Annotated in this window: 17 protein-coding genes; 4 read left to right on the plus strand and 13 right to left on the minus strand. The window is 71.9% G+C overall.

The window, feature by feature from the left end:
• Position 1: 1 nt before the first annotated feature.
• Entirely contained in the window at positions 2 to 3400 is a 3399-nt protein-coding gene (locus ACFYPM_RS10820) for a S8 family serine peptidase (protein WP_387193932.1), read from the plus strand.
• Positions 3401 to 3412: 12 nt separating this feature from the next.
• Complete coding sequence (locus ACFYPM_RS10825) at positions 3413 to 4240, plus strand: M55 family metallopeptidase (protein ID WP_387193935.1); 828 nt, start codon at positions 3413 to 3415, stop codon at positions 4238 to 4240.
• A gap of 45 nt (positions 4241 to 4285) precedes the next feature.
• Here ACFYPM_RS10825 and ACFYPM_RS10830 read toward each other — a convergent pair whose 3' ends face one another.
• From ACFYPM_RS10830 to ACFYPM_RS10840, 3 genes are all read right to left on the minus strand, one after another.
• Positions 4286 to 5065: a hypothetical protein gene (locus ACFYPM_RS10830; protein ID WP_387193938.1), complete on the minus strand. Its 780-nt coding sequence runs from the start codon at positions 5063 to 5065 to the stop codon at positions 4286 to 4288.
• Between the two features lie 396 nt (positions 5066 to 5461).
• Positions 5462 to 5602, minus strand: a complete 141-nt coding sequence (locus ACFYPM_RS10835) for a hypothetical protein (RefSeq protein WP_387193941.1) — start codon at positions 5600 to 5602, stop codon at positions 5462 to 5464.
• A gap of 305 nt (positions 5603 to 5907) precedes the next feature.
• Positions 5908 to 6660, minus strand: a complete 753-nt coding sequence (locus tag ACFYPM_RS10840; RefSeq protein ID WP_387193944.1) for an MBL fold metallo-hydrolase — start codon at positions 6658 to 6660, stop codon at positions 5908 to 5910.
• Between the two features lie 92 nt (positions 6661 to 6752).
• Here ACFYPM_RS10840 and ACFYPM_RS10845 point away from each other — a divergent pair, with 92 nt between their 5' ends.
• Positions 6753 to 7307 (plus strand): hypothetical protein, encoded by a 555-nt coding sequence (locus ACFYPM_RS10845; RefSeq protein ID WP_387193947.1) that lies wholly within the window; start codon positions 6753 to 6755, stop codon positions 7305 to 7307.
• A gap of 14 nt (positions 7308 to 7321) precedes the next feature.
• Here ACFYPM_RS10845 and ACFYPM_RS10850 read toward each other — a convergent pair whose 3' ends face one another.
• Positions 7322 to 7885 carry an AAA family ATPase gene (locus ACFYPM_RS10850; RefSeq protein ID WP_387193950.1) on the minus strand — a complete coding sequence of 188 codons (564 nt, stop codon included), beginning with the start codon at positions 7883 to 7885 and terminating at the stop codon, positions 7322 to 7324.
• Between the two features lie 52 nt (positions 7886 to 7937).
• Between ACFYPM_RS10850 and ACFYPM_RS10855 the strand changes: the two genes are divergently transcribed.
• The gene (locus ACFYPM_RS10855; protein WP_387193953.1) at positions 7938 to 8243 is read left to right on the plus strand and encodes a hypothetical protein; all 306 of its coding nucleotides are present in this window, start codon (positions 7938 to 7940) and stop codon (positions 8241 to 8243) included.
• Positions 8244 to 8367: 124 nt separating this feature from the next.
• Here the strand turns inward: ACFYPM_RS10855 and ACFYPM_RS10860 are convergent, their stop codons facing one another.
• From ACFYPM_RS10860 to ACFYPM_RS10900, 9 genes are all read right to left on the minus strand, one after another.
• Entirely contained in the window at positions 8368 to 8643 is a 276-nt protein-coding gene (locus ACFYPM_RS10860) for a hypothetical protein (RefSeq protein ID WP_387193956.1), read from the minus strand.
• 124 nt (positions 8644 to 8767) lie between these two features.
• Positions 8768 to 9346, minus strand: a complete 579-nt coding sequence (locus ACFYPM_RS10865) for a hypothetical protein (protein ID WP_387193959.1) — start codon at positions 9344 to 9346, stop codon at positions 8768 to 8770.
• Positions 9347 to 9678: 332 nt separating this feature from the next.
• Positions 9679 to 10776 (minus strand): discoidin domain-containing protein, encoded by a 1098-nt coding sequence (locus ACFYPM_RS10870; RefSeq protein WP_387193962.1) that lies wholly within the window; start codon positions 10774 to 10776, stop codon positions 9679 to 9681.
• A 232-nt stretch (positions 10777 to 11008) separates the two neighbouring features.
• On the minus strand, positions 11009 to 13123 hold the full coding sequence (locus ACFYPM_RS10875; protein WP_387193965.1) for a hypothetical protein: 2115 nt from the start codon (positions 13121 to 13123) through the stop codon (positions 11009 to 11011).
• 249 nt (positions 13124 to 13372) lie between these two features.
• A complete protein-coding gene (locus ACFYPM_RS10880; protein WP_387193968.1) occupies positions 13373 to 15808 on the minus strand; it encodes a right-handed parallel beta-helix repeat-containing protein in 2436 nt (811 codons plus the stop codon).
• A 55-nt stretch (positions 15809 to 15863) separates the two neighbouring features.
• Positions 15864 to 16169 (minus strand): hypothetical protein, encoded by a 306-nt coding sequence (locus ACFYPM_RS10885; RefSeq protein WP_387193971.1) that lies wholly within the window; start codon positions 16167 to 16169, stop codon positions 15864 to 15866.
• On the minus strand, positions 16162 to 16614 hold the full coding sequence (locus ACFYPM_RS10890) for a YbaB/EbfC family nucleoid-associated protein (protein WP_387193974.1): 453 nt from the start codon (positions 16612 to 16614) through the stop codon (positions 16162 to 16164). The genes ACFYPM_RS10885 and ACFYPM_RS10890 overlap by 8 nt, the downstream gene beginning before the upstream one ends.
• Positions 16607 to 17467: a hypothetical protein gene (locus ACFYPM_RS10895; RefSeq protein WP_387193977.1), complete on the minus strand. Its 861-nt coding sequence runs from the start codon at positions 17465 to 17467 to the stop codon at positions 16607 to 16609. The genes ACFYPM_RS10890 and ACFYPM_RS10895 overlap by 8 nt, the downstream gene beginning before the upstream one ends.
• Positions 17468 to 17539: 72 nt before the next feature.
• Positions 17540 to 20446: a hypothetical protein gene (locus ACFYPM_RS10900; protein WP_387193979.1), complete on the minus strand. Its 2907-nt coding sequence runs from the start codon at positions 20444 to 20446 to the stop codon at positions 17540 to 17542.
• Between the last annotated feature and the right edge of the window lie 34 nt (positions 20447 to 20480).

Consider the following 20480-nt stretch of genomic DNA (forward strand, 5'->3'; position numbering starts at 1 on the left):
CGTGAGGACGCCCACCGTGCCACTGACCGCCCCGCACCGACTGCTGGCCGCCCTCCTGACGCCGGCCCTGGCCACCGGACCGGTAGCCGCCATGACCCCACCGGCCGTGGTCGACGCCGGACCGGCCCGAGCCGTCATCGTCGTCCTCGCCGACCAGCACGACACCGCTGGCGGGCGACTGCTCGCCGACCGGGCCGCCCGGATCACCGCCGACCAGCAGCCGATGCTCACCGACCTGCGCCGCGCCGGGGCCACCCGGGTGGCGCCCTTCCGCCTCGTGAACGCCATCGCCACGACCCTGCCGGAGCGGGCCGTCGCGGAGCTGGCGACCCGACCCGGGGTGCGGGCAGTCCTGCCCGACGCCCCGCTGCGACTGCGCCAACCGGTCGCCCCGACCCGGCCCGCGCCACCGACCGGCGGGACCGCGGCGGGTGCCCGCAGTTGTGCCGGGCCGGATGAGCCGCCGCTGACCGAACCGGAGGGGCTGGCGTTGACGCGTACCGTCGGATCGCCCGGCGCCCACGACCTGGCCGACGGGTCCGGGGTGCGGGTCGGCGTGCTCGGCGGGGCGATCGACCCGGCGGCGGCCGAGTTCGTCCGCGACGGGCGATCGGTCGTGGCCGGCTACGCCGACTTCACCGGCGACGGCCTGGACGCCCCCTCGTACATCCTGGAATCCTTCGGCGACGCGAGCGTCGTGGCGGCCCAGGGCGTCGGCGTCTACGACGCCGGGCGCTACGCGCATCCGGCGCACCGCCCCGACGGACCGTGCCCGATGCGAATCCTCGGCGTCGCACCGGCCGCCACCGTGCACGTCGCCAAGGTGTTCAGCAACGTCGCGGCGCCCACATCGGTTGTCCTACAGGGCATCGAGTGGGCGGTGCTGCACGAACGCGTCGACGTGCTGAACGAGTCGTTGGTGGGCTACGGCTATCCGGACACGGCCGCCAACGCCCTGCGGCTGGCCAACGACGCCGCCGTCGCGGCGGGAGTGACAGTGGTGGTGGCAACCGGGGACGCCGGGCCGGACGACACCCTGGGTTCGCCGGCCAGCGACCCGGACGTCATCGCCGTCGGCGCGAGCACCCAGCTGCGTGCCTACGGCCAGCTCGGGTACGGCGGGTCGCCGCTCGGCGACGGCGGCCACCGGTCCGAGTCGGTGTCCGCGTTGAGCTCCGGCGGCACGGCGCAGGAGGAACCCCGCACCGTCGACCTCGTGGCGCCCGGCGACACCGGGTGGGCTGCCTGCTCGACCGACACCGCGCGCTACCAGAGCTGCGTCTCGTTCTTCGACGGCGGCACCCCCAGCCCGTTCTTCCTGTTCGGCGGCACCAGCGCGGCAGCGCCGTTCGTGGCCGGGGCGGCGGCGCTGGTGATCCAGACGGTCCGCCGGCACACCGGCGCCACCCCGACCCCCGAGCAGGTCAAACGCATCCTCATGAGCTCGGCGACCGACCTGCGGCAGCCGGCCGCTCAGCAGGGCGCCGGGCGGGTGGACACCCTCGCCGCGGTGCGGCTGGCCGCAGCCCTGGCCGACCACCGGGAGTCCGCCGCCCGGCCCGCCGAAGCCTCTGCCGGAGCCGCCGGTCGGCCGGCGTCGGGGGACGCGGCGGGGTTGCTCGTCGCCACCTCGACGGCGCACGTCACCGGCGCGCCAGGGCAGGCCACGCCGGTCGCCGTGCACCTCACCAATCCGGGCGGGCGCGCCCGTCGCGTCACCGTCGGCCTGCGCTCCACCGCGCCGGCCCGCAGCCTCGCCGACGGCCAGGTGACGCCGGCCGCGGGGGCGGGGACGGCCTTCGTCGACTCCGACGGCGTACCGGCGAACGCCCGCCGAGTGCCGGTCACCGTGCCCGGCGGGACCGACCAGATCCAGGCCGCGGTGGCCTGGGACCCCCGAGGGCACACCGCGCCGGTCGCGGTGAGCGTCTTCGACCCGGCCGGCCGGCTCGCCGGTTACTCACTGCCGCTGGGCAACGGGGGGTACGGGCGGGTGACGGTGGCCCGGCCGCAGCCGGGCCGCTGGACCGTGGCGATCTGGACCCGTGACGACGGGACACCCCCGGTGGGTCCGGTTCGGTACGACGTCAGCGCGCTGCGGCTGACCACGCGCGGCGGTCCCTCGGTCGTCGTGCCGCCCGGCGGTACGCGGACCGCCTGGCTGCCGGTCCGCCTGCCGACCACGGCCGGTGACTCGTCGGCAGCCGTGACCGTCGTCGCCGGCGCGACGGGTTACGCGGCGCTTCCGTTGGGACTGCGGGCGCTGGTGCCGACCGGTCCCGCCGGTGGCAGCTTCGGCGGCACCTTCTCCGGGGGCAACGGCGCCCTCGCCGGGTGGGCGCTGCTCGGGCAGCGGCGCAGCTTCCAACTCGACGTACCGGCTGGGAAGCCGGCGCTGGCCGTGTCGGTGCACGCCGGCGACGACCCGAGGCTGGAGGTGTGGGGCCTGCTCGTCGACCCGAGCGGAATGCCGCTCGCGGCCAGCAGCTCGCGCTCCGCGGGGGCCACGGCGCCGCCCCGGTTGGACCTGGTGCGGCGTGCCCCGCAGCCAGGTCGATGGACCGTGGTGCTGGTGCTCACCGCGCCGACCGCCACGGTCCGGACCGGCCAGCCGTTCCGCGGCCGGGTGGGATTCGCCCCGGCGTCGGTGGTGGCCAGCGGCGTGCCGACGGGAGCCGCGCTGCCGGCGGGTCGGCCGGCTGAGTCCACCCTCACCATCACCAACACCGGTACGGCACCGGCGTCGTACCTCGTGGACGCCCGGTTGGACGCCATGGGCGAGGTGCCGTTGCGGCCGGTGGCGTCCGCCACCTATCAGACACCGGTGTCCGCCGTCGACGTCTACCCTCGCTTCGCGGTGCCGACCGGCACGACCCGGCTGCGGATGTCGGCCGATTCGGCGGTGCCGCACGTGCTGGACACGCAGCCGTACGGCGAGGACGGCTACTACGTCGGTGACCCAGACCTGGCTGGAGCCGCCGGCCGGCACTCGGAGGTGCTCGTCTCGTCGACGCAGGTGTCGGCCACGACCTGGATCTGCAACGCCAACCGGGCCGGGCCGTTCGGCGGTGCTCCCCAGCCGCCGGCCCGGGTGGACTGCGCGGCGACCGCCCTGACTCGACTCTTCGACCGACGGATCACCTCGTCCACCGGCAGTCACTGGCGGCGAGTGGTCGACGGCTCGACCGAGCCGACCACGCCGCTGACGTTGGCGCCGGGGCAGAGCGGCCGCGTCACCGTGCTCTTCGGCGCGGACGGACCGGTGGGAGACCTGGTCACCGGGTCGTTGACGGTGACCACCCTGGACGCCCGTACCGGGTTCGGCACGGAGGTGGCCGCGGTGCCCTACGCCTACCGGGTGCATGGTGGCGCGGTCGACCATGGTGCCGCAAGGGCGTAGGGTCCCAGGACCATGAAGGCGCTGATCTCGGTGGACCTGGAGGGCATCTCGGGGATCGTGCATCCCAGCGAGACGAACCCGGAACGGTACGACTACGAGCGCGGCCGGGCCCTGATGACGGCCGAGGCAAACGCGGTGATCGCTGGTGTGTTCGACGCCGAACCCGATGCCGTGGTGTGGGTCGCCGACGCACACGGCACGTTCCGGAACCTCCTGCCGGAGGATCTCGACAGGCGTGCTCACCTCGTCCGGGGCAAGCCCCGCCCGTTGGGCATGCTCGCCGGGCTGGACGAGCAGACCGACGCTGTCCTGTTCATCGGCTACCACGCTCGGGCCGGCGCCGGGCCCGCCGTCCTGGCGCACACGGTCAGTGACGCCGTCCTCGACGTGCGGGTGGCCGGACGGTCACTGGGCGAGATCGGCCTCAACGCCGCCATGGTGGGACACCTGGACGTGCCTGTCGTCCTGCTCAGCGGGGACGACACCGCCTGCGCCGAATTCAGCGAGCTGGTGCCCTCGGCGGTCACCGTCGCCGTCAAGCAGACCCTGGGTCAGGCCGCCGCGGTGGCGCTGCACCCGCAGGAGGCGCGGGAGCGGCTGCGCCGCGCCGCCGCCGACGCGGTCACCCGGCGCGCGTCGATTCCCGCGCCGAAGATGACCGGGCCGTTGGACGTCGAGGTCGACCTGTACGGCCCGTACATGGTCGACCTCGCGGTGCTGGTGCCGGGTGTGACCCGCCTGGGCGGCGGCCGGACGGTTGCCTTCCGCGCCGCTGACGTCGCCGAGGCGTACCGACTGGTGCACCTGCTCGTCCAACTCGCCAGCGTCAAACCCGGCTAGGCGGCGCCTACCTCGCGCCATCCGACCGCCGCAACGGCCGACCACTCAGCAGCCGAGCCTCCTGGTGGAGAGAGCGATGTCGTCGATCCAGAGGTCGAACTCGCCGGGCGTGGTGCCGCCCTGGTAGAGCTGCCAGCCAACCTTCACCGTGTTCACCGCCGGCAGGACGAAGGGCACGTCGTTGCCGCCGTGCCCGGTCGTGGACGCGGTCAGGTCCGGGTTCGCCACCCCGTCGATCCACACCGTGACGCGGTTGTCCGTCGGGTCGAGTTTCCACTCGAAGCACTGCCAGGTGTCCTCCGTGACCGGTGCGGACTCCCGCCAGTTGGTCCAGTCGCCGGTCGGGCCGCCGTCGGCGCCCACACCCCAGAAGACACCGGGGACCGTGGGAGCGTACTGACCGCCGACCGGACGGACGACCTCAGAACTGCCGGTGCCGGTCGCCTCGACCAGGGTGAAGTGCGCCCAGTCGGGGGCGGAGGGGAAGGCGTCGACGCGCAGCCGCATCCGGCCGTAGAAGCGGTTGCCCGGCGCGGCGAAATCGTCGACGCGCAGGAAGGCGCGCCCGTTGTCCACCGTGTGGATGTGCAGCACCTGGTTGCCGCGGCGGGCACGCTCGACGGTGAGCGTGCCGTTGCGCGTGTCGACGCCCCAGTCCAGCGTGCTGGCTCCGCCACTCGGCAGACGCTCGAAGTCTTCGCAGAAGAGCAGACCAGGGGTGCACGAGCGCGACGAGGCACCGGACGCGGCGGCCGGAATGCTGCCGGCCGTGGTGCCGAGGATCAGGGCGGCGGTGCACACCGCGAGGAAACGGCGCATGGTCATCCTCCATGACGTTGGGCCTCTGCTGTGTGGGCAGGGCCGGAGTAGCTCCACCGGACATCGCGACCCCTGCTCACCTCGTCGTCGACCTCGGTGCGTCGACAGGGCGAAGATCGGGCGTCTCGGTGTCGTGGGAATACGGGTCCGCGACTGGTACGACGGACACCTGCCCGTCGACGTGGACATGGCCCGGCGATGCGGCGCGCTGCTCCCGTGCTGCCGATTTCCAGCACGGTTGCCCCCGTGCTGCGGCGATCTGAGCCATTCCAGCACACCCGCAGCCGATCCAGCCATATCGATGCACATCGTTAAGTGATCTGTTGTGGCCTACGTCGACGCGTGCCCTGCCTGCGCCGGGACCGCACCGACCACGACCGCGTGCCCCCTCGGGGCGCACGGTCAGAAGGTGGCGTCGTTTCGTCCCAGCCCACTGTTGGACTGCTCGGATCGCGACAGGCATTCGACCGGCGGCAGCGCGAAGCGGACCGCCGACCGGGCCTGTGCGCGATCGTCGAGGCAGAGCGCAGGGATCTCTGGCACGGCGACATCCCGTCTCGAGCACCGGCACGGCCCTGGGCCCGCTAGGTGACAACTGTGGGCAGCCGCTGCCGGATGTGCGGGTGGCCCCAGGGCTTCGACGACGAACGGAACCCCCTCGATCCCGGGAACAGCTTGTAAATCAAGACGCGTCGAGCAGAGCATCGCGCCGATCTTGCATTTCCTGTCGCCGATTCAAGCGGGAATGCACCCTGATGTCGGGGCAGAAACTGCAAGATCGCGATGCAGGATCGGTTGACGAACAGTTATTCCGCTTAAGGTGCCGTCGATCCTGGCTAAGCAGCCACTCAGCGATTTGGGGTCCCGAGCATGACGGTGAGGTCTTCCTCGGCGGCCAGCACCGCACCGTCGAACTCCAGTTGTGCGGCTGCCACGGCGGCTGCCCGGTCGTTGCCGGGCCAGAAGTGGGTGAGCATCAGCCGCTGGGCACCCGCCCGGCGTGCCCAGTGACCGGCCTCGGTGGAGGTCATCAAATGACGGGTGGGCCGATCGGTCTCGCCCTCCCGGTCGGTGGCCTCGACGATGAACAGGTCGGCGTCGCGACCGAGATCGGCCAACACCGGGGTCGGTCCGGTGTCGCCGGAGTAGGCCACGGCTATCCCGTCCGCCTCCAGCCGGATGCCCACGTTCGGCACGTGGTGCGGAAGCGACAGCCCGGTCAGGTCGAACGGTCCGACCCGGTAGGTGCCGGGCAGCGGATGCACGTCGAAGACCGCCTCCAGGTCGACGTCGGGCTCCAGACCGCTGATCCGGTCGAGCACGCCGGGTGGGCAGTACAACGGCAGCCGTGGCCTACCGACGTCACCGTAGAAGCGCAGCCGGAACAGCCCGTGCAGGTCAATGCAGTGATCGGGATGCTCGTGGGTGATGACGACAGCGTCGAGGACGCCATCCGGCCAGTGTCCGAGCAGTCGCGGCAGCGTGGCGTAGCCCAGGTCGAGAACCACGCGGTAGCCGACCCAGTCCACCGCGAAACCGCTACAGGCACGGCCCGGCTCGGGAAAGGCACCGCAACTGCCGAGCACGGTGACCTGTCGCATCCGTACAGCATGCCCGACTTGACGCGCCGACGGGCAGGACGCATGGTCAGATGATATCGACCGTCTCGAATCTCTTACCCTGGAGAGAACTGATGAAGACCCTCGCCACCACCGCCTCGGCCGCGGCCCTGTTGCTCCTGGCCACGGCCGGCGCATCCCCCGCCCGACCCACGGCCGACGCGCCCTGCGCCGGGCAGATCCACCCGAACCCCGGGTTCGAGAGCGGCACCACCGGCTGGACCGCCGGGCCCCGCATCGTCGTGTTCGGCAACGCGGCCCGGCCCGCACACACCGGTCAGGCGTACGCCACCTTCGCCGGACTGGACGTGACGCGTGGTGACCTGCTGCGCACCACCGCCACGGTGCCGGCCGGCTGCACCCTGACGGTCCGCTTCTGGGTCCGCACCACCACCACGGAGACCAGCCGCGGCGACTACCTCAACGTCGGGCTGGCCGTCACCGGAACACCCCCGAAGACGAGGTTCTCGCTGGCCTTCGACGGCGGGTCGCCGTGGCGGGAGTACGCCATGTCGACCGGGACGGCAACGACCGAGCGGACCGCGACGGTCAGCTTCCTCGCCAGCGAGACGGCCGGCAACGGCGCCACGGCCTTCGACGTCGACGACGTCACGCTCACCTTGAGCTGACGGCGACGGCGTCCTCAGTTCCAGGCTCTTCCGGCCCGGACCCAGGCGTCCCGGTCCACCGGTCGGGGACCCTGCCGCAGCCACGTGCTGATGTGCTGCGCGTGTTGCTCGGGGGTCCCCGAGGACGACTCCACGCGGAGGGCTCCCGCGAAGTAGGGAAACGCTTCGGCGCGCTCGCGAACGAGCGCTTCGTCGAGGTCCGTAACCTGGTGGCGCTGCCGGAACCGGCCCACGGCCTCGTCGGGAGTAACGAAGAACTCGACGACCCAGAGCGGCGCCGCGGAGCCGGCCAGCGTTTCCAGCAGACTGGCTCGCTGGTCACGGCGAGCGTAGGTGCACTCGAGGACCACGGTGTCTGCACGATCGACGAGCATTCGGGCCAGGAGGTGCGCACCGGCGTACGCGTGCATGCGATCGTCACGATTGCGATCGGATTCGGGGAACAGAAGCTCGAACAGGCTGTCCACCTCCAGGTGGATCCGACCTGCGGAGGCCCGTTGCTCAGCCAGCACCCGTCGGGCCGTGGTCTTGCCCGAGCACGGAGGGCCGGAGAGCACGACGATCCCGTTGCTGGCCATGGTCCTGAGCGCGGCGGTGCCCTCGGTTGCGTACCGGTGATTGGATGGGCCGGTGGATCCGTGGGAAGCAGTGATTGTCGTCCTCGCCGTCATCGGGTCGGTGGGGGTCGCGCTCGGGGCCATGTCTCAGGATAAGCGCCGCTCGGCGACCCAACTCGCGGCCGTCCAGCGCAAGCTCGACCTGATAATGGATCACCTCGGCATCGCCGAGCCCGTGCACCCGGACGTCGTCCGGCACCTGGAGGGCGGGCGGACGATCCACGCTGTTCGCGCCTACCGGAAGCAGACTGGCGCGAGCCTCATCGAGGCGAAGCAGGCCGTGGACCTTATCGCCAGTACGCTCCACCTCGGCCGGTAGGCGTTCGCACGGCCTCGGCCCCAGTCGGCTTGCCAGGGTCCCGCGGTGGCGGCCGTCGCCGCGGCGTCCTGGTGGGCACCGGCGACCAGCCAGGCCAGAGCCAGCGCGATGCAGTCCTGCTGACTCAACCGCCCGAACGCGTCTCGGCTCCGCCGGTGACCCGCGCGCCGCAGCACGCGCAGCACGGACGCGGTCGTCGGGTGTTGGGCGTCCAGGAGCGCCCACGCGTCCCGTTCGAGGTCCGGCACCAGCGCGCTGCGACCGACGGCGACCACTCGATGCAGGTGGCGGGTGAGCAGACGCTGATCTCCATCAACAGGCTGAGCGGATCGACGACCCGGTCGGTCAGGTCGACCACCTCGATGGAGAAGGTCACGAAGCGGGTTCGCAGGGTCGTCACGCCGGCGAGGACGGACGCGGTCAGCGCCGCCCTGAGTGGACGGTTGCATCGACTCGGAGACGTCGACGGGGAGGATCACCTGCCAGTCGACGCTGCGTTGACCGCGGCTGCGGAAGACGAAACGTCACATCCCGGCCGCCGCGTCGTACCGGCGCCGCTGGTCGGCCATCTCCGACTCGGCAAGCGCCTCCTTGAGCGCCAACTCCGCGTACTTGGCCGGAAACACCTGCTTCACCCGGTCGGTGAACATGACCTCGGCGGTCGCCTCGACGACCTGGATGCCCGGCGGCTCCTTGGACATGTCCATGATCACGGGGCCGGCCAGCTTGACCGCCACGTCCCAGGGCCGCCCCCGCTCCGCGACCCCGCAGAGGTGGAAGCCGTAGACGGTCCGAACGTCGGCGAGCGCGGTGACCTCGGTCGGCTCGTAGCCGTAGACGCGGACCCCGCAGATCACCGCGGGCTTCTCCCCGGCGGCCGCCTGCTGGGCATTGTGCCCGGCGTGGTTGTGCTGCCCCGGGTCCGCCTGTTCGAGCGTGGTACGCATCCGGGCCATGATCTGCGTCTGCAGATCCGCCGGCTTCGTCTCCGGGCCGGCCCGGTTGACGAGTACGACCGCGCCGGCCGACACCGCCAGCAGGATCACCGCCACCCACACCAGGCGGTGCCGGTACCAACCCGCGAAACTCTCTCGGGAAACCATGATTGCTTCTCACCTCGTCGCCGGGTCTGTGCGCTGGCAGATACGTACGGCGGGCGCGGATGCCTGCCCGGCAGGACGCCCGTTGTCATGGCGATGACCCGGCGATGCGGCCGGCGGGCGCCCGCCAAGGCGGCACGCTGCCGGCACTGCGCTGCTCCCGTGCTGGCCGTTCTCAGCGCGGTTGCCCCCGCGCTGCGGCGATATGAGCCCATTCCAACACGTCTGGATGCGTCCTGGCAACATAGACGAGCGTCAGCGTGGTCCGGCCTGGTCACCCCCCCGATCGCGGTGGCGTCCGTGACCCGGCCTGCTCGATGCGGGCGCACGTCTCGTCAGGAGACCGCGAACTCCCATAGTGAGTAGCCGTACTGGTTGACACGCTCGGTGCCCGTGACACGGACGAACCGCGCGGCCGCCTTGTCGGCCGGGATGAGCACCGGGCCAGCCGCTCCCGCCGTCGTGGCGAAGATCCTCTTCCAGGAGGCGCCGTCGACGGAGACGTCGACGTGGTAGGCGGTGGCGTAGGCGTGCTCCCAGTTCAGCGTCACGGTCGTGATCGCATACACCTCGCCGAGATCGACGGAAATCCACTGGGGATCGGCGAACACGCTGCCCCAACGGGTAGTCGCGTCGCCATCGACCGCGTACGAGGCGTTCCACCAGGCCTTCTCAGAACTGGAGGCGGTCGCCGGGCGGCGCAACGCCAGGTTTCTGCCCGAGGGGTTCGCCAGTCCGGAGACGGCGCCGTTGGTCTTCGGTGCTGAGCCGCCGGGGGGTTTCGCGGCGCTGCTGGTGGCGGCGGGCGATGCCGGTGCGGGCAGCGCCGGTGCGGGTGACGCCGGCGCGGGCGGTGCCGGTACGGGTGGCGCTGACGCCGACGGGAATGATGCCGACGAGGTGGGTGCCGCGGTGGGCGGGCCACTTCCGGGCGGCAGCGGCGGCCCGTAACCCGGACCCGCGGTGATCACGATCTCGCCGTCCCCGGGCGGGGTTGTCGGGTCCTCGGCGCGATCGTCGGGCAGCCGGCTGCCGAACGCGACGGCGGTGACCGCCACCAGCCCGACCAGCAGGAGCGACACCGACCAGGGCCGGAGCAGAACACCGAGGGGACGACTCCCGGTCGCGGCGGTCGGCTGGTCGGGCGCGGCGGCTGCGGGCGGCATCGGCTCGGTGCGCGGCGTGTCACCAGCACCGGGTTCCGCGTCGTCCGACGAGCGGTCGACCGGGTCCGGAAGCGGCGGCAGCGGGGTCCCGGCGTCCGGCTGGGCGGCAACGGTCTCCGGCCGAGCCGGCGGCGGGCCGGTCGGGGCGGCGGGGGCCACCGGCGTCGCCGGGGGCGCGGTCGACGCCGGTGCAACCGGCCCGGGTCGCCGGAGCACAGTCGGCGTTGCGTCCGATCGGTCCTTGGCGGGCCGGCGTGGCACCGGCATCCGGGTACGGTCAGCGATCGGGACCGGCGGCGCGGCGGTCGCGGGATCGGCGGACGGAGTCGCAAAGGGTGGCAGTCCGCTCAGTGCCACTGCCCGCTGCACGGGGGGTCGGCGTTTGCCCGGGGTCGCTGGCACGCTCGCGCCCGAGCCCCGGTCATCGGCTTCCGGCGTCGATGGGCGCGCTGCCGGTGGGCTGTCGCCGGGGGGCACGGACTCGGGTGTCGACCCTCGCTCAGGACTTTCCATGCTCGTGACTCTCCCGCTCTGTGCAGCATCCGTGCCCGTCCTGGCCGGAATCAATCTGTCCACCGTCGACACGCGGCGGCACCGCGCACCAGCCGGACGCCAGCGCGGCCGGCTGCGCGTCCTCCACCAGCAGTGCCCGTGCGCCGACCAGGCACCCGAGATAGTTGGCGAGCAGCCGCAGCAGGGGCTCGGTCAGCTGACCACCCTCCACCCAGACCACCTCGCCCCCGCCGACCCAGCCCGGCCGCCGGTCGGCGACGACAGTGGCGAAGTCCCAGGCGGTGACCGGCTGGCCCGCCAGTAGGAACGGCCGGCGCCAGTCCGGGCCGCGCGCCGCCACGACGGTACGGAGACCGGACCCGTCGGCCCGTCGCCGGATGTCCGCGGCGGACTCCCCGGAGATCCGGGCCAGCGCCAACAGCGGCCCGTCGTCATCCGGAGCGCCCTGGGCGCGCGGCGGTGTGGCCCCGGCCGGTGCCCGCAGTTCGGCCAGGTCGTCCTCCTGAAAGGGAAAGGACGATGCGAGGCGCACCGCCGGGCGGGGCGTACGGTCCACCCGGCGGGGCAGGCTGGCCCACCAGCCGTCCGCCCGTCGACCGATCGTCACGACCTGCATCTGGTCGGCCACCTGCTGCTCGATCTCCGGGGCGACGGGCACGGAGGAGACCAGCAGGACCGGACGCGGATCCGCCTCCCGGTACGCGGCGATGATCTCGCCCAGTTGCCCGGGTTCGACCTCGCCCGCATCGGTGAGCACCGTGCCGGTGCGGGCGTCGGCGGTGAGCAGAACCGCGAAGAGCCGGCTGTCGCGGTGCCACCAACGTGGTGGTGTCGAGCGCTGTGCCGCGAGCACCACGTCGGGCCGGTCGGCCGGGTCGGGGGCCAGCAGGTGGCTCAGTTCCTCCGGAACGAACCGCGTTCGGGCCCGCACGCTGCCGGGCAGCCGGTTCAGCAGCAGGTGCATGATCGGCAACACGTCGTCGGACAGGGGCAGACCGGGCAGGCCGACGGCGATCGTGAACCACTGTGGATGCCACGGACGACGGCGGACGTCACCCGTGTGCTGCCCGGCGAAGGGGGGCCGGACCCAGAGCCCGAACTGGGTGGGCTCGACCACCCAGCGCTCGTCGAGCCGGAACGTGCCGGGGCCGGCCGGTCGCAGGTCCGCGAGGAAGTCGACAGTCCCGATCGGCGTCGGCGGAACGCCCGGAGCGCACCGCAGCCGGGCCACCGGGGACGTCCACCACGTGTCGCCGTCCGGGTCGATCGCGACCGACACCGGTCGGTGCTCGTCATCGAGGATCGGCAGGCCGGTCGCGACCTCGACCGGGCGGTCCCAGCGGTCCGCGATCATGGCGGCCAACCGCATCGCCTCGTTCGCGGCCTCGCCGTACGGGGCGATGACCATCGAGGGATCCAGCGCGTCGAGGATCGACAGTGCCGCCTCGACGCCGGGCGTCGCCGCGCCGGGACGCCCGAGCAGCACCGTCACCCGCTCGGCGTCCATCGGCACCGCGAACGCCAGGTCGTCCAGGCTCGGGGCCGGCAGCTCCGGAGAGTCGGCGTAGAGCCACAGGCCGGCCGGCACGCAGTGGGCCCTGAGGCCCGAGCCGACGTGCCGAACCAGGGTGTCGACCTCGGCCTCCCAGTGCGGTGGCGGATAACGGTGGCCACCGTCGGAGATGCTGCCGTCGGCCCGGAACCAGCGCCACCCGTCCACGGCGAACAGGCCGCCGCCGGGCACGAGCAGGAGCTGACCGCTCGGCGCGTACACGTCGGCCTGAAGCTGTCGGGCCAGGGCCGCGGCCGGGGGCGGGCCGGATGTCGGGGTCGTGCCGGTGCCGCTGACCGCGAGGCGGGCAGCCGCCCCGGGCGGGACCGCGATCGGCAGGACCTCGGTGATCAGCGCCCAGTCGTCGGGATCGACGATCTGGCCGACCACTGTCACGACCCCGCGCTCCGAGGGCAACAGGCGCGCCATCGCGACGATCGCGCCGTCCGGGTCCGGCCCGACAACCGCGAGGTTGTCCGCGACCCACCGCAACGCGTTCGCGGAGCCACGCCGTGGACCGCTGCTCAGCGACGCTGAAGCTGCCGACATCACCGGCGACACCCGGGACGCATCCAGAGCAACCGATGAGACCGCTCCCACGCGAGCCTCACCGATCCTGTCTCATCTCGTTCCACCAGCACCCCACCCCGAGAACCACCACATAGTTGACTCGGGGCAACGGTTTGTCAATCGGTGGGGATGCCGCCCACGGCACGCCTCGTCAAGCCGGACGCGACGCATGTCGGGAAATGATAAGGCCCCGGTGTTTCCGGCGTGCTGCGTCGGCTGAGCCCTGCCTCACACCCCGGCGACGCCCACCCCGACGACGGCGGTCGGCAGGTCCTCGACGGTGAGCAGCGCCATCTCGGCGGTCGTCACGTCTGACGCGGCCGACAACCGGGAAGCCTGCAGGTCCGCCATCCGTTCGAAGACCTTCCGAGCCTCCCGGCCGTTGCCGAAGGTACCGTCCTTGGGGATCCGGTCGAAGTGGGTCAGCAGCGCCGACGCCGCGGCGGGGTCCAACCGGTAGTCGTGCCGGACACACTGGTTCTCCACGATGGTCACCAGCTCCGCCGGTGTGTAGTTGGCGAACTCGATGGTCCGGCTGAAGCGTGACTCCAGACCGGGGTTCGCCTGGAGGAAGCGTTCCATGTCTGCCGAGTAGCCGGCCGCGACGACCACCACCTCCTCACGGTGGTCCTCCATCAGCTTCACCAGCGTGTCGATGGCCTCCCGACCAAAGTCCGGCCCGGTGCCGCCGCGGCTGTTGCTGAGGGTGTACGCCTCGTCGATGAACAAGACACCCCCGAGGGCCGAGTTGAACGCCTCGGTCGTCTTGATGGCGGTGCCGCCGATGATCTGCGCGACAAGGTCGGCGCGGGCGACCTCGACGAGGTGGCCCTTGCGCAGCACCCCCAGCTCGGCGAGGATCCGCCCGTACAGCCGGGCGATTGTGGTCTTGCCGGTGCCAGGCGCGCCGGCGAAGACCAGGTGCCGCGCCATCGGCGGGGCGGACAACCCGGCCTCCTGGCGGCGCTTGGACATCTTGTTGAGATTGACCAGTGACGTCACCTCCTGTTTCACCCCGTGCAGTCCGACGAGGGACTGCAACTCACGCAGTGGGTCGGAGCCGCGGGCAACGATGTGCCGCTCCCCCTCGGGCGTCGTCTCGGCGGGGGCGTTCCCGGCGGTGGCAACGGCGGCCGTGCCGTACGCGTCGGGGAGCTTGTTGCGGGAGCTGACGAGTTCCTCGACCGTCAGGTGGCTGTCCGGCACGGTCTGCCGTACCCCGGAGCCCTGGTTGTCCCGCACCACGCAGCCGATCAGCCGCACCGAACCGCCGGTCCGCACGGCGATGCCGTCGCCACCGCTCGCGGTGAACTCCGAGTCGGTCACCGTCCCCCGCGACTCGTCGCCGAAGACGCATCCGTCGCCCTCGGCGGCGTGGACCCTGCACCCGGTCAGCGAGACGTCCCCACCGGCGCCCACCGACACACCGTCGCCACCCGCGTCGGCGATGTCGCAGTCACTGAACGAGGCGGTCGCATCGGCGACGACCACACCCGCGGCGGCACTGCCCCGCATACTCAGACCGCTCAGCGACGGCTGGGCGCGGCCGCTGACCGAGATGCCGACGCCACCGCAGCGTTCGATGGTGAGATTCTCGAAGCGACCACGGGCACCGCCGACGACCTCGACGGCCGCTCCGTCACAGCCGTGCACCTGCATCCGTTGGAAGAACGGGTCCGCGCCACCGTCGAGGTGCACCCCGACCTCGGTGCAGTCGCTGACCACCAGGTCGACGAGTTCGGGTGTGCCACGGTCGCCGACGCTCACGCCGACGCCGTCGATCTTCGTGGCGACGCACGATTCCAGCCGACCGCCCGCGCGACCGGTGAAACGGAATCCGGTACGCCGGGCTCCACTGACCCGACAACGGCGCAGGACCGGTGCGCACCGCTCGTCGGTGAAGACTCCGTCGGCGGCGCAGCCGTCCACGGTGCAGTCCTCCAGCAGGCACGCCCCGGCGGTGGCCAGGTAGATGCCGACACCGTTGGTGTCGCGGACAGTCATCCGACGCACGGTGGCGGCGGACTGTTGCTCGGCGGCGAGCGCGGGCTTACTCGTACCGATGATCTCGGTGTCCTCGATGGAGATCCGGCCCTGGCCGTTGAGGCAGATGCCGTTGCCGCCGGCGTTCCGCACGGTGCAGGCGCGGACCCGTAGCTCGCCGTGCTCGGCGACGACGACGCCCGAGGTGCCGAGCCGCTCGATGCGGCAGTCGTCGAGCACGCTGCCGGTGGAGGAGGTCACCACGACCCCGGCGCCGACCTCGTTGCGCACCAGGCTGCCGCGCATGGTGAGCGAGCCGCTGTCCCGGACGAAGACGGCGGCCCACGACGACGCGACAAGCTCACACTCGGTGACGCTCAGTTGGCCCATCACCAGGGCCAGTGCCGGGCTGTCGGCGTCGGTCGCGATGATCGACAGCCCGGACAGCGCGGCCGACTCCGCCGCGAGGACGACCGGGACGCCGGACGGCGCGGTCAGCTTCACGGTGCCCGGCCCGTCCTCGGCGGTGATGGTGACGATCTTCGTCAGCACCAGGTTCTCGGTGTAGCTGCCGGGCTGGACGCTGATCACCGACCCGTCCGACGCCGCAGCCAGCGCGTCCGTGAGTGTCCGGTACCCGGAGACCGCCGACTGGGTGACGGTGATTCGCCGCTGGTTCACGCTCGTCCTACCTCCACAGACACCGAGACTCCCCGATGCGGCTGGTTACGCGGACCTACGAAAGGTTGGCGCTGTTGTCTTTGTCCTGGTCCACGAGCGCGTCGACCGCACCATGCCCCTCACGGGCCAGCTCCCTGGTCCCGTCACGCACCGTCGCGACGTAACCCAGCGTCTGTTCGGCGTTGGGCTCCCGCTGCTGCGCGAATTTGCGACCGTATTCGTCAGTGCCCCACGGCTCGTTGAGGCTCGTCCGGATGTTCCTGACCCGGGTCAGGGCGTCTTCGATGTCGTCGGCGACGCTGTCGACCACCTTGAAGAGATGGTGGGCTCCCTCCGGGTCGATCCTCGTCTCGTCAGCCATCGGCCCGGCCCGCCTCGCTCTTCGCGGCCCGGACGATCGACGGCAGGTCGATCGCGGAGGTCATCAGTGATCCGACGACCACGTCGAGATCCACCTTCCCGCCGGCCAGGTCGCCGAAGGAGACGCCGGGCACCACGTCCCGGCCGGCCATCTCGTCGATCTTCCCGAACGCCTCGGCGCGGCCCCGGCGCAGCGTCTCGACCAGCAGGCTACTCAGCTCGTTGGGTGCCATGCCGCGGTACTTGGTGTTGTTGAACGTCAACTTCACCAGCTCGCCCCGGCCGTCGAACACGGCGCTGAGCATCTTGTTGGGCGACTCGACGGTGGTGCTCGCCGCGCGCATCTTGGCCTGGAACTCATCCAGTTTGCGCCGCTCCTCGGCGAGCATGGCGAAGACCGCGTTCAGTCCTGAGCCGCCTGGCCCGTGGTCGGTCTGGTCAGCCATTCCGGTCACCCTTCCTCCCGTCCCCGAGCTCCTGGCGGAGCCCTTCCCGAATGTGCTCGTCGACCCGTTCGCTGCGCCCGAGCACGTTCCACCCGGCATCGGCGTCCTTCCACACCGTCGGGTCGCCCTGGGCGAGCGTGCTGCTGCGACGCTGCCCGCCGGCCTCGCTCTGCATGCCACCCATGCCACCCATGCCGCCCATGCCGGCCATGCCGCCTCCCATGCCGCCCATGGGCATGAGCGGCATCATCGGGAGGCCGCCGCCCGCCCCGCCACCACCGCCGCCGGACGGCGGAGCGGCAGCGTCGCCGGGTTGACCCGCCCGGACCGTCGGGGCCGCCGGGCGGAAGAGGTCGGCGGCAGCGGAGTCCGCCGCGAGCACGACCCCCGGCGGATCGTCGCGCGCCGCCGCGGAGAGGGCATGACGGATCCCCGGCTCGTCGACGGTCTCGGCCGTCGGCGGGTGCTGGCCGCCGAGTCCGAGTCCGACATCGCGGTACGTCTCGGAGAGGCCCTGGAGGACGACTCGCGCCCGGCGGTCCCACTCGTCGTCGGAAGGACCGCCGTCCGCCGCTCGCTGCACCTGTAGGTCCCGCACCCGCGCCTGCCCGACACCGAGCGCATTCGCCATGACCCGCAACTGCTGTCCGCACTCGGCGTCGTCCAGGCGGTGCACCAACTGCCGGGTACGACGTGACGGTTCGCCAAGTCGGACAACTGTCGCCTGGGTGCTCCGCCACGCGTCGTCCAGCTCACCCAGCGCACGGTCCAACGACTCGGCGATTGCCCGCAGGACGCTCCGCGCCTCGTCGAAGAGTCGGGCGGACGTCTCCATGTCCGCCGGGGACGCCACGTCGAGAGCGTGGGCGATGTCCTGCAGTGTCTGTGGCTGCCCGGTCGGGCCTCGTCTCGCGCTGCCCACGGGTCAGTTCCTCCCCACGGCCTTGCTGGAGACCGCTTCGCCGTCGTCGCCCCACATGCCGTCCTCGCCGACCAGCCAGGTGTTGCGTTCGCGGTCCCGATCGCCCTGGTTGCCCATGCCGCCACCCATCGGCGGGGACATCGGCATTCCGGACCCGGCGCCCTGACCGGCCTGCGCGCCGGGCGACAACGCGGACGACGGAGAGCTGCCGGGATCCGCCGAGGCCACCGGCGCCAGCTCGAGTGGAGCAGGCAGGTTCTCCCCACCCGTGTCGCCGCCGCCGGAACCACCGCCATCGCCACCACCGCCGAACCCGCCACCCGAACCGCCGCCGGGACCGCCGCCCGAGCCGCCGCCCGAGCCGCCGCCCGAGCCGCCGCCCGAGCCGCTGCCGGGACCGCCGCCCGAGCCGCCGTCCGCGCCGGCGGTGGACTTGCCGTTGAGGTAGTCCGAGATGGACGAGTGGCCGCCGGACTCGTCGATCAGGTCGTCGATGGCCTCGTCGGCGGCCTCCTTGGCGTCGGTGAGCGCCTCCACCCGGGTCTCCCGCTCGGCCGGAGTGTCGCCCTCACCCTTGCCGGCCCGCTCGTCCTCGATCATGTCGTCGAGTGCGTCGGTGACGGACTCCTTGGCCTCGACGAGGGCGCTGTCGCGGGCCTTCTCGGCGGCCCCGTCGCCCTTGCCGTCGCCCTCCTTGTCGCCCTTGCCGTCGCCCTCCTTGTCGCCCCTGTCGGACTGGCCGTCACCCTTGTCGGACTGGCCGTCACCCTTGTCCGACTGGCCGTCACCCTGGTCCGTCAGGTCCTCGATAGCGTCGTCGGCTGCTTTCCGGGCGTCCGCGAGGGCGTCCTCGCGGGCCTGCTTGGCCTCACTGTCCGCGCCGTCACCCGTCGTGCGCTCGCCGTCGAGATCGTCGATGGCACCGTCCACGGCTTTTTGCGCCTCGTCGAACGCCCGCTCGCGCGCCTCTTTCGGGGTGGTGTCGCCCGCGTCCTCGTTCTTCAGGTCCTCGATCGCCTCGTCCGCCGCCTCCCGGGCGTCCTCCAGCGCGTCCTTGCGGGCGGCGTCGACCTCAGGATCACCTGTCGGCTTCTCGATCAGATCCTCGATCGCCTCGTCGGCGGCCTCCTGCGCCTGCTCCAGCGCGTTGTCGCGGGCCTGCTCGGCGACCGGGTCGGCGGTCGAACCGCCCTGCAGATCCTTGATCGCCTCATCGGCTGCCTTCCGGGCATCCTCCAGCGCGTCCTTGCGCGCCTCCTCGGCGACCGGGTCGGCCGACGACGTCGGTGGTGTCCCGTCCTTCGAGTCGCCGCCGCCGGCGAGGCCATCGATCGCGTCGTCGGCCGCCTCCCGGGCATCCTCCAGGGCGTCCCGGCGCGCCTGCTCGGCGGCCTCACCGGGGGTACCCGAGCCGCCTCCGGCCTTGCCGGACTCGGAACCGGGATTCTTACTCCCGGGTTCACCGGACGTCACCGGGACGCCGCCGCCAGCCCCGCCCAACAGGCCATCGATCGCGTCGTCGGCCGCCTTCTTCGCATCCTTCAGCGCGTCCTTGCGCGCGTCCGCGACGGGCACCCCACCCGAGCCGGGGCCGCCGCTCGTGGGGGGCGCACCGGCACCCGCCGAGCCGAGCCCCTGGATCGCGTCGGACGCCGCCTTCTTGGCGTCCTCGAGCGCGCGGTCGCGTGCGGGGTCACCGTTCTTGAGGTCATCGATGGCATCGGTCGCCGCGCCCTTCGCGTCACTGAGCGCCTTGTCTCGCGCGGCGTCACCACCGGAGGTCCCACCGCCGATCGGCGCTCCACCGCCGGAACCGGACGGCGCTCCACCGCCGGAACCAGAGGGCTTTCCCCCACCGGAGGTCAGTGGAGCCAGCTCCCCCGGGGTCGTGATTCCGTTGGTCGGCGGCGCCCCACTGCCGGACCCGTTGCCCAGGCCCTCGATCGCGTCGGTCGCGGCCTTCTTCGCCTCGTCGAGCGCGCGGTCGTGCGTGGGGTCACCGTTCTTCAGATCGTCGATGGCCTCGGACACCGCGCCCTCAGCCTCGTCGAGGGCCTTCGCACGGCCATCGCCACCACTGTTGTTCCCGCCACTACCGCTGCCACTGCCGCTGTTCCCGCCGCTACCGCTACCGCTGTTCCCGCCGCCACCGCTACCGCTGCCGCCGCTCTCGTTCTTCTTGTCGTCCTTCTTGTCGTCCTTCTTGTCGTCTTTCTTGTCGTCTTTCTTGTCGTTACCGCTGCTGGTATCGATCGGCTTCAGCACAGCGATGTCGAACGGAGGCAGCCGGCCACCGATCTCCTGGTACGTCGTGGACAACTCCATCAGCCGGGCGCGCAGGTTGGACATGATCCAGCGCTCACCGGCCTGGTAGGCCTGGCCCAGCCCACGCTCCAGGTCCGACTGCTTGGAGCTCTGGTCGTCGACTCCGGTGTAGATCCTGTCGATCTCGGCGGTGACCCAGTCCCGCAGCCGGTCGGTCAGACGGTGGCCGGTGTCGATGATGTCCCAGAAATCCCGGCGGAAGCTCACGATGGCATCGCCGACGTCGCCGATCTTGGTGCCGTAGGCGTTGCTGTCGAGGACGTTGTAGACGCCCTTCCTGCTCTTCCCGACCACCTCCGCGACATGGGTGTCGAAGGCGGCGGCGGCATCTCCGGCGAAGGCTGGTTTCGCCCCACCGGTCAGCTCTTTGGCCAGCTTGTCGAAATCCTCCAGGACGAGGTCGAGTTCGACCTCCGCCTTGTTGAACGCCTCCTCCGCCTCGGCCCAGCCGCCCTCGGCGTTGAGGCCGGGCTCGGTGATGTCCGCGACGAACGGGCCGATCTGCGTCCACACCTCGTAGTTGCGGAACGTCTCTCCCGTGGGTGGGCTCTTCTCGTCGAAGGACCCGACTTCACCCGTTGGCACGATTCCCCCACCGCTCGGACTCGTCACGATCTGC

Origin of the sequence: Micromonospora sp. NPDC005203 (genome assembly GCF_042872705.1) — a bacterium.
GTDB lineage: Bacteria > Actinomycetota > Actinomycetes > Mycobacteriales > Micromonosporaceae > Micromonospora.

Excerpts from the sequence above, each read along its gene's own strand:
- ACFYPM_RS10885 (WP_387193971.1), bottom strand. The coding sequence starts at position 16,169 with ATGGCTGACGAGACGAGGATCGACCCGGAGGGAGCCCACCATCTCTTC.
- ACFYPM_RS10825 (WP_387193935.1), top strand. The coding sequence starts at position 3,413 with ATGAAGGCGCTGATCTCGGTGGACCTGGAGGGCATCTCGGGGATCGTG.
- ACFYPM_RS10875 (WP_387193965.1), bottom strand. The coding sequence starts at position 13,123 with ATGTCGGCAGCTTCAGCGTCGCTGAGCAGCGGTCCACGGCGTGGCTCC.
- ACFYPM_RS10845 (WP_387193947.1), top strand. The coding sequence starts at position 6,753 with ATGAAGACCCTCGCCACCACCGCCTCGGCCGCGGCCCTGTTGCTCCTG.
- ACFYPM_RS10850 (WP_387193950.1), bottom strand. The coding sequence starts at position 7,885 with ATGGCCAGCAACGGGATCGTCGTGCTCTCCGGCCCTCCGTGCTCGGGC.
- ACFYPM_RS10840 (WP_387193944.1), bottom strand. The coding sequence starts at position 6,660 with ATGCGACAGGTCACCGTGCTCGGCAGTTGCGGTGCCTTTCCCGAGCCG.
- ACFYPM_RS10870 (WP_387193962.1), bottom strand. The coding sequence starts at position 10,776 with ATGCCGGTGCCACGCCGGCCCGCCAAGGACCGATCGGACGCAACGCCG.
- ACFYPM_RS10890 (WP_387193974.1), bottom strand. The coding sequence starts at position 16,614 with ATGGCTGACCAGACCGACCACGGGCCAGGCGGCTCAGGACTGAACGCG.
- ACFYPM_RS10865 (WP_387193959.1), bottom strand. The coding sequence starts at position 9,346 with ATGGTTTCCCGAGAGAGTTTCGCGGGTTGGTACCGGCACCGCCTGGTG.
- ACFYPM_RS10830 (WP_387193938.1), bottom strand. The coding sequence starts at position 5,065 with ATGACCATGCGCCGTTTCCTCGCGGTGTGCACCGCCGCCCTGATCCTC.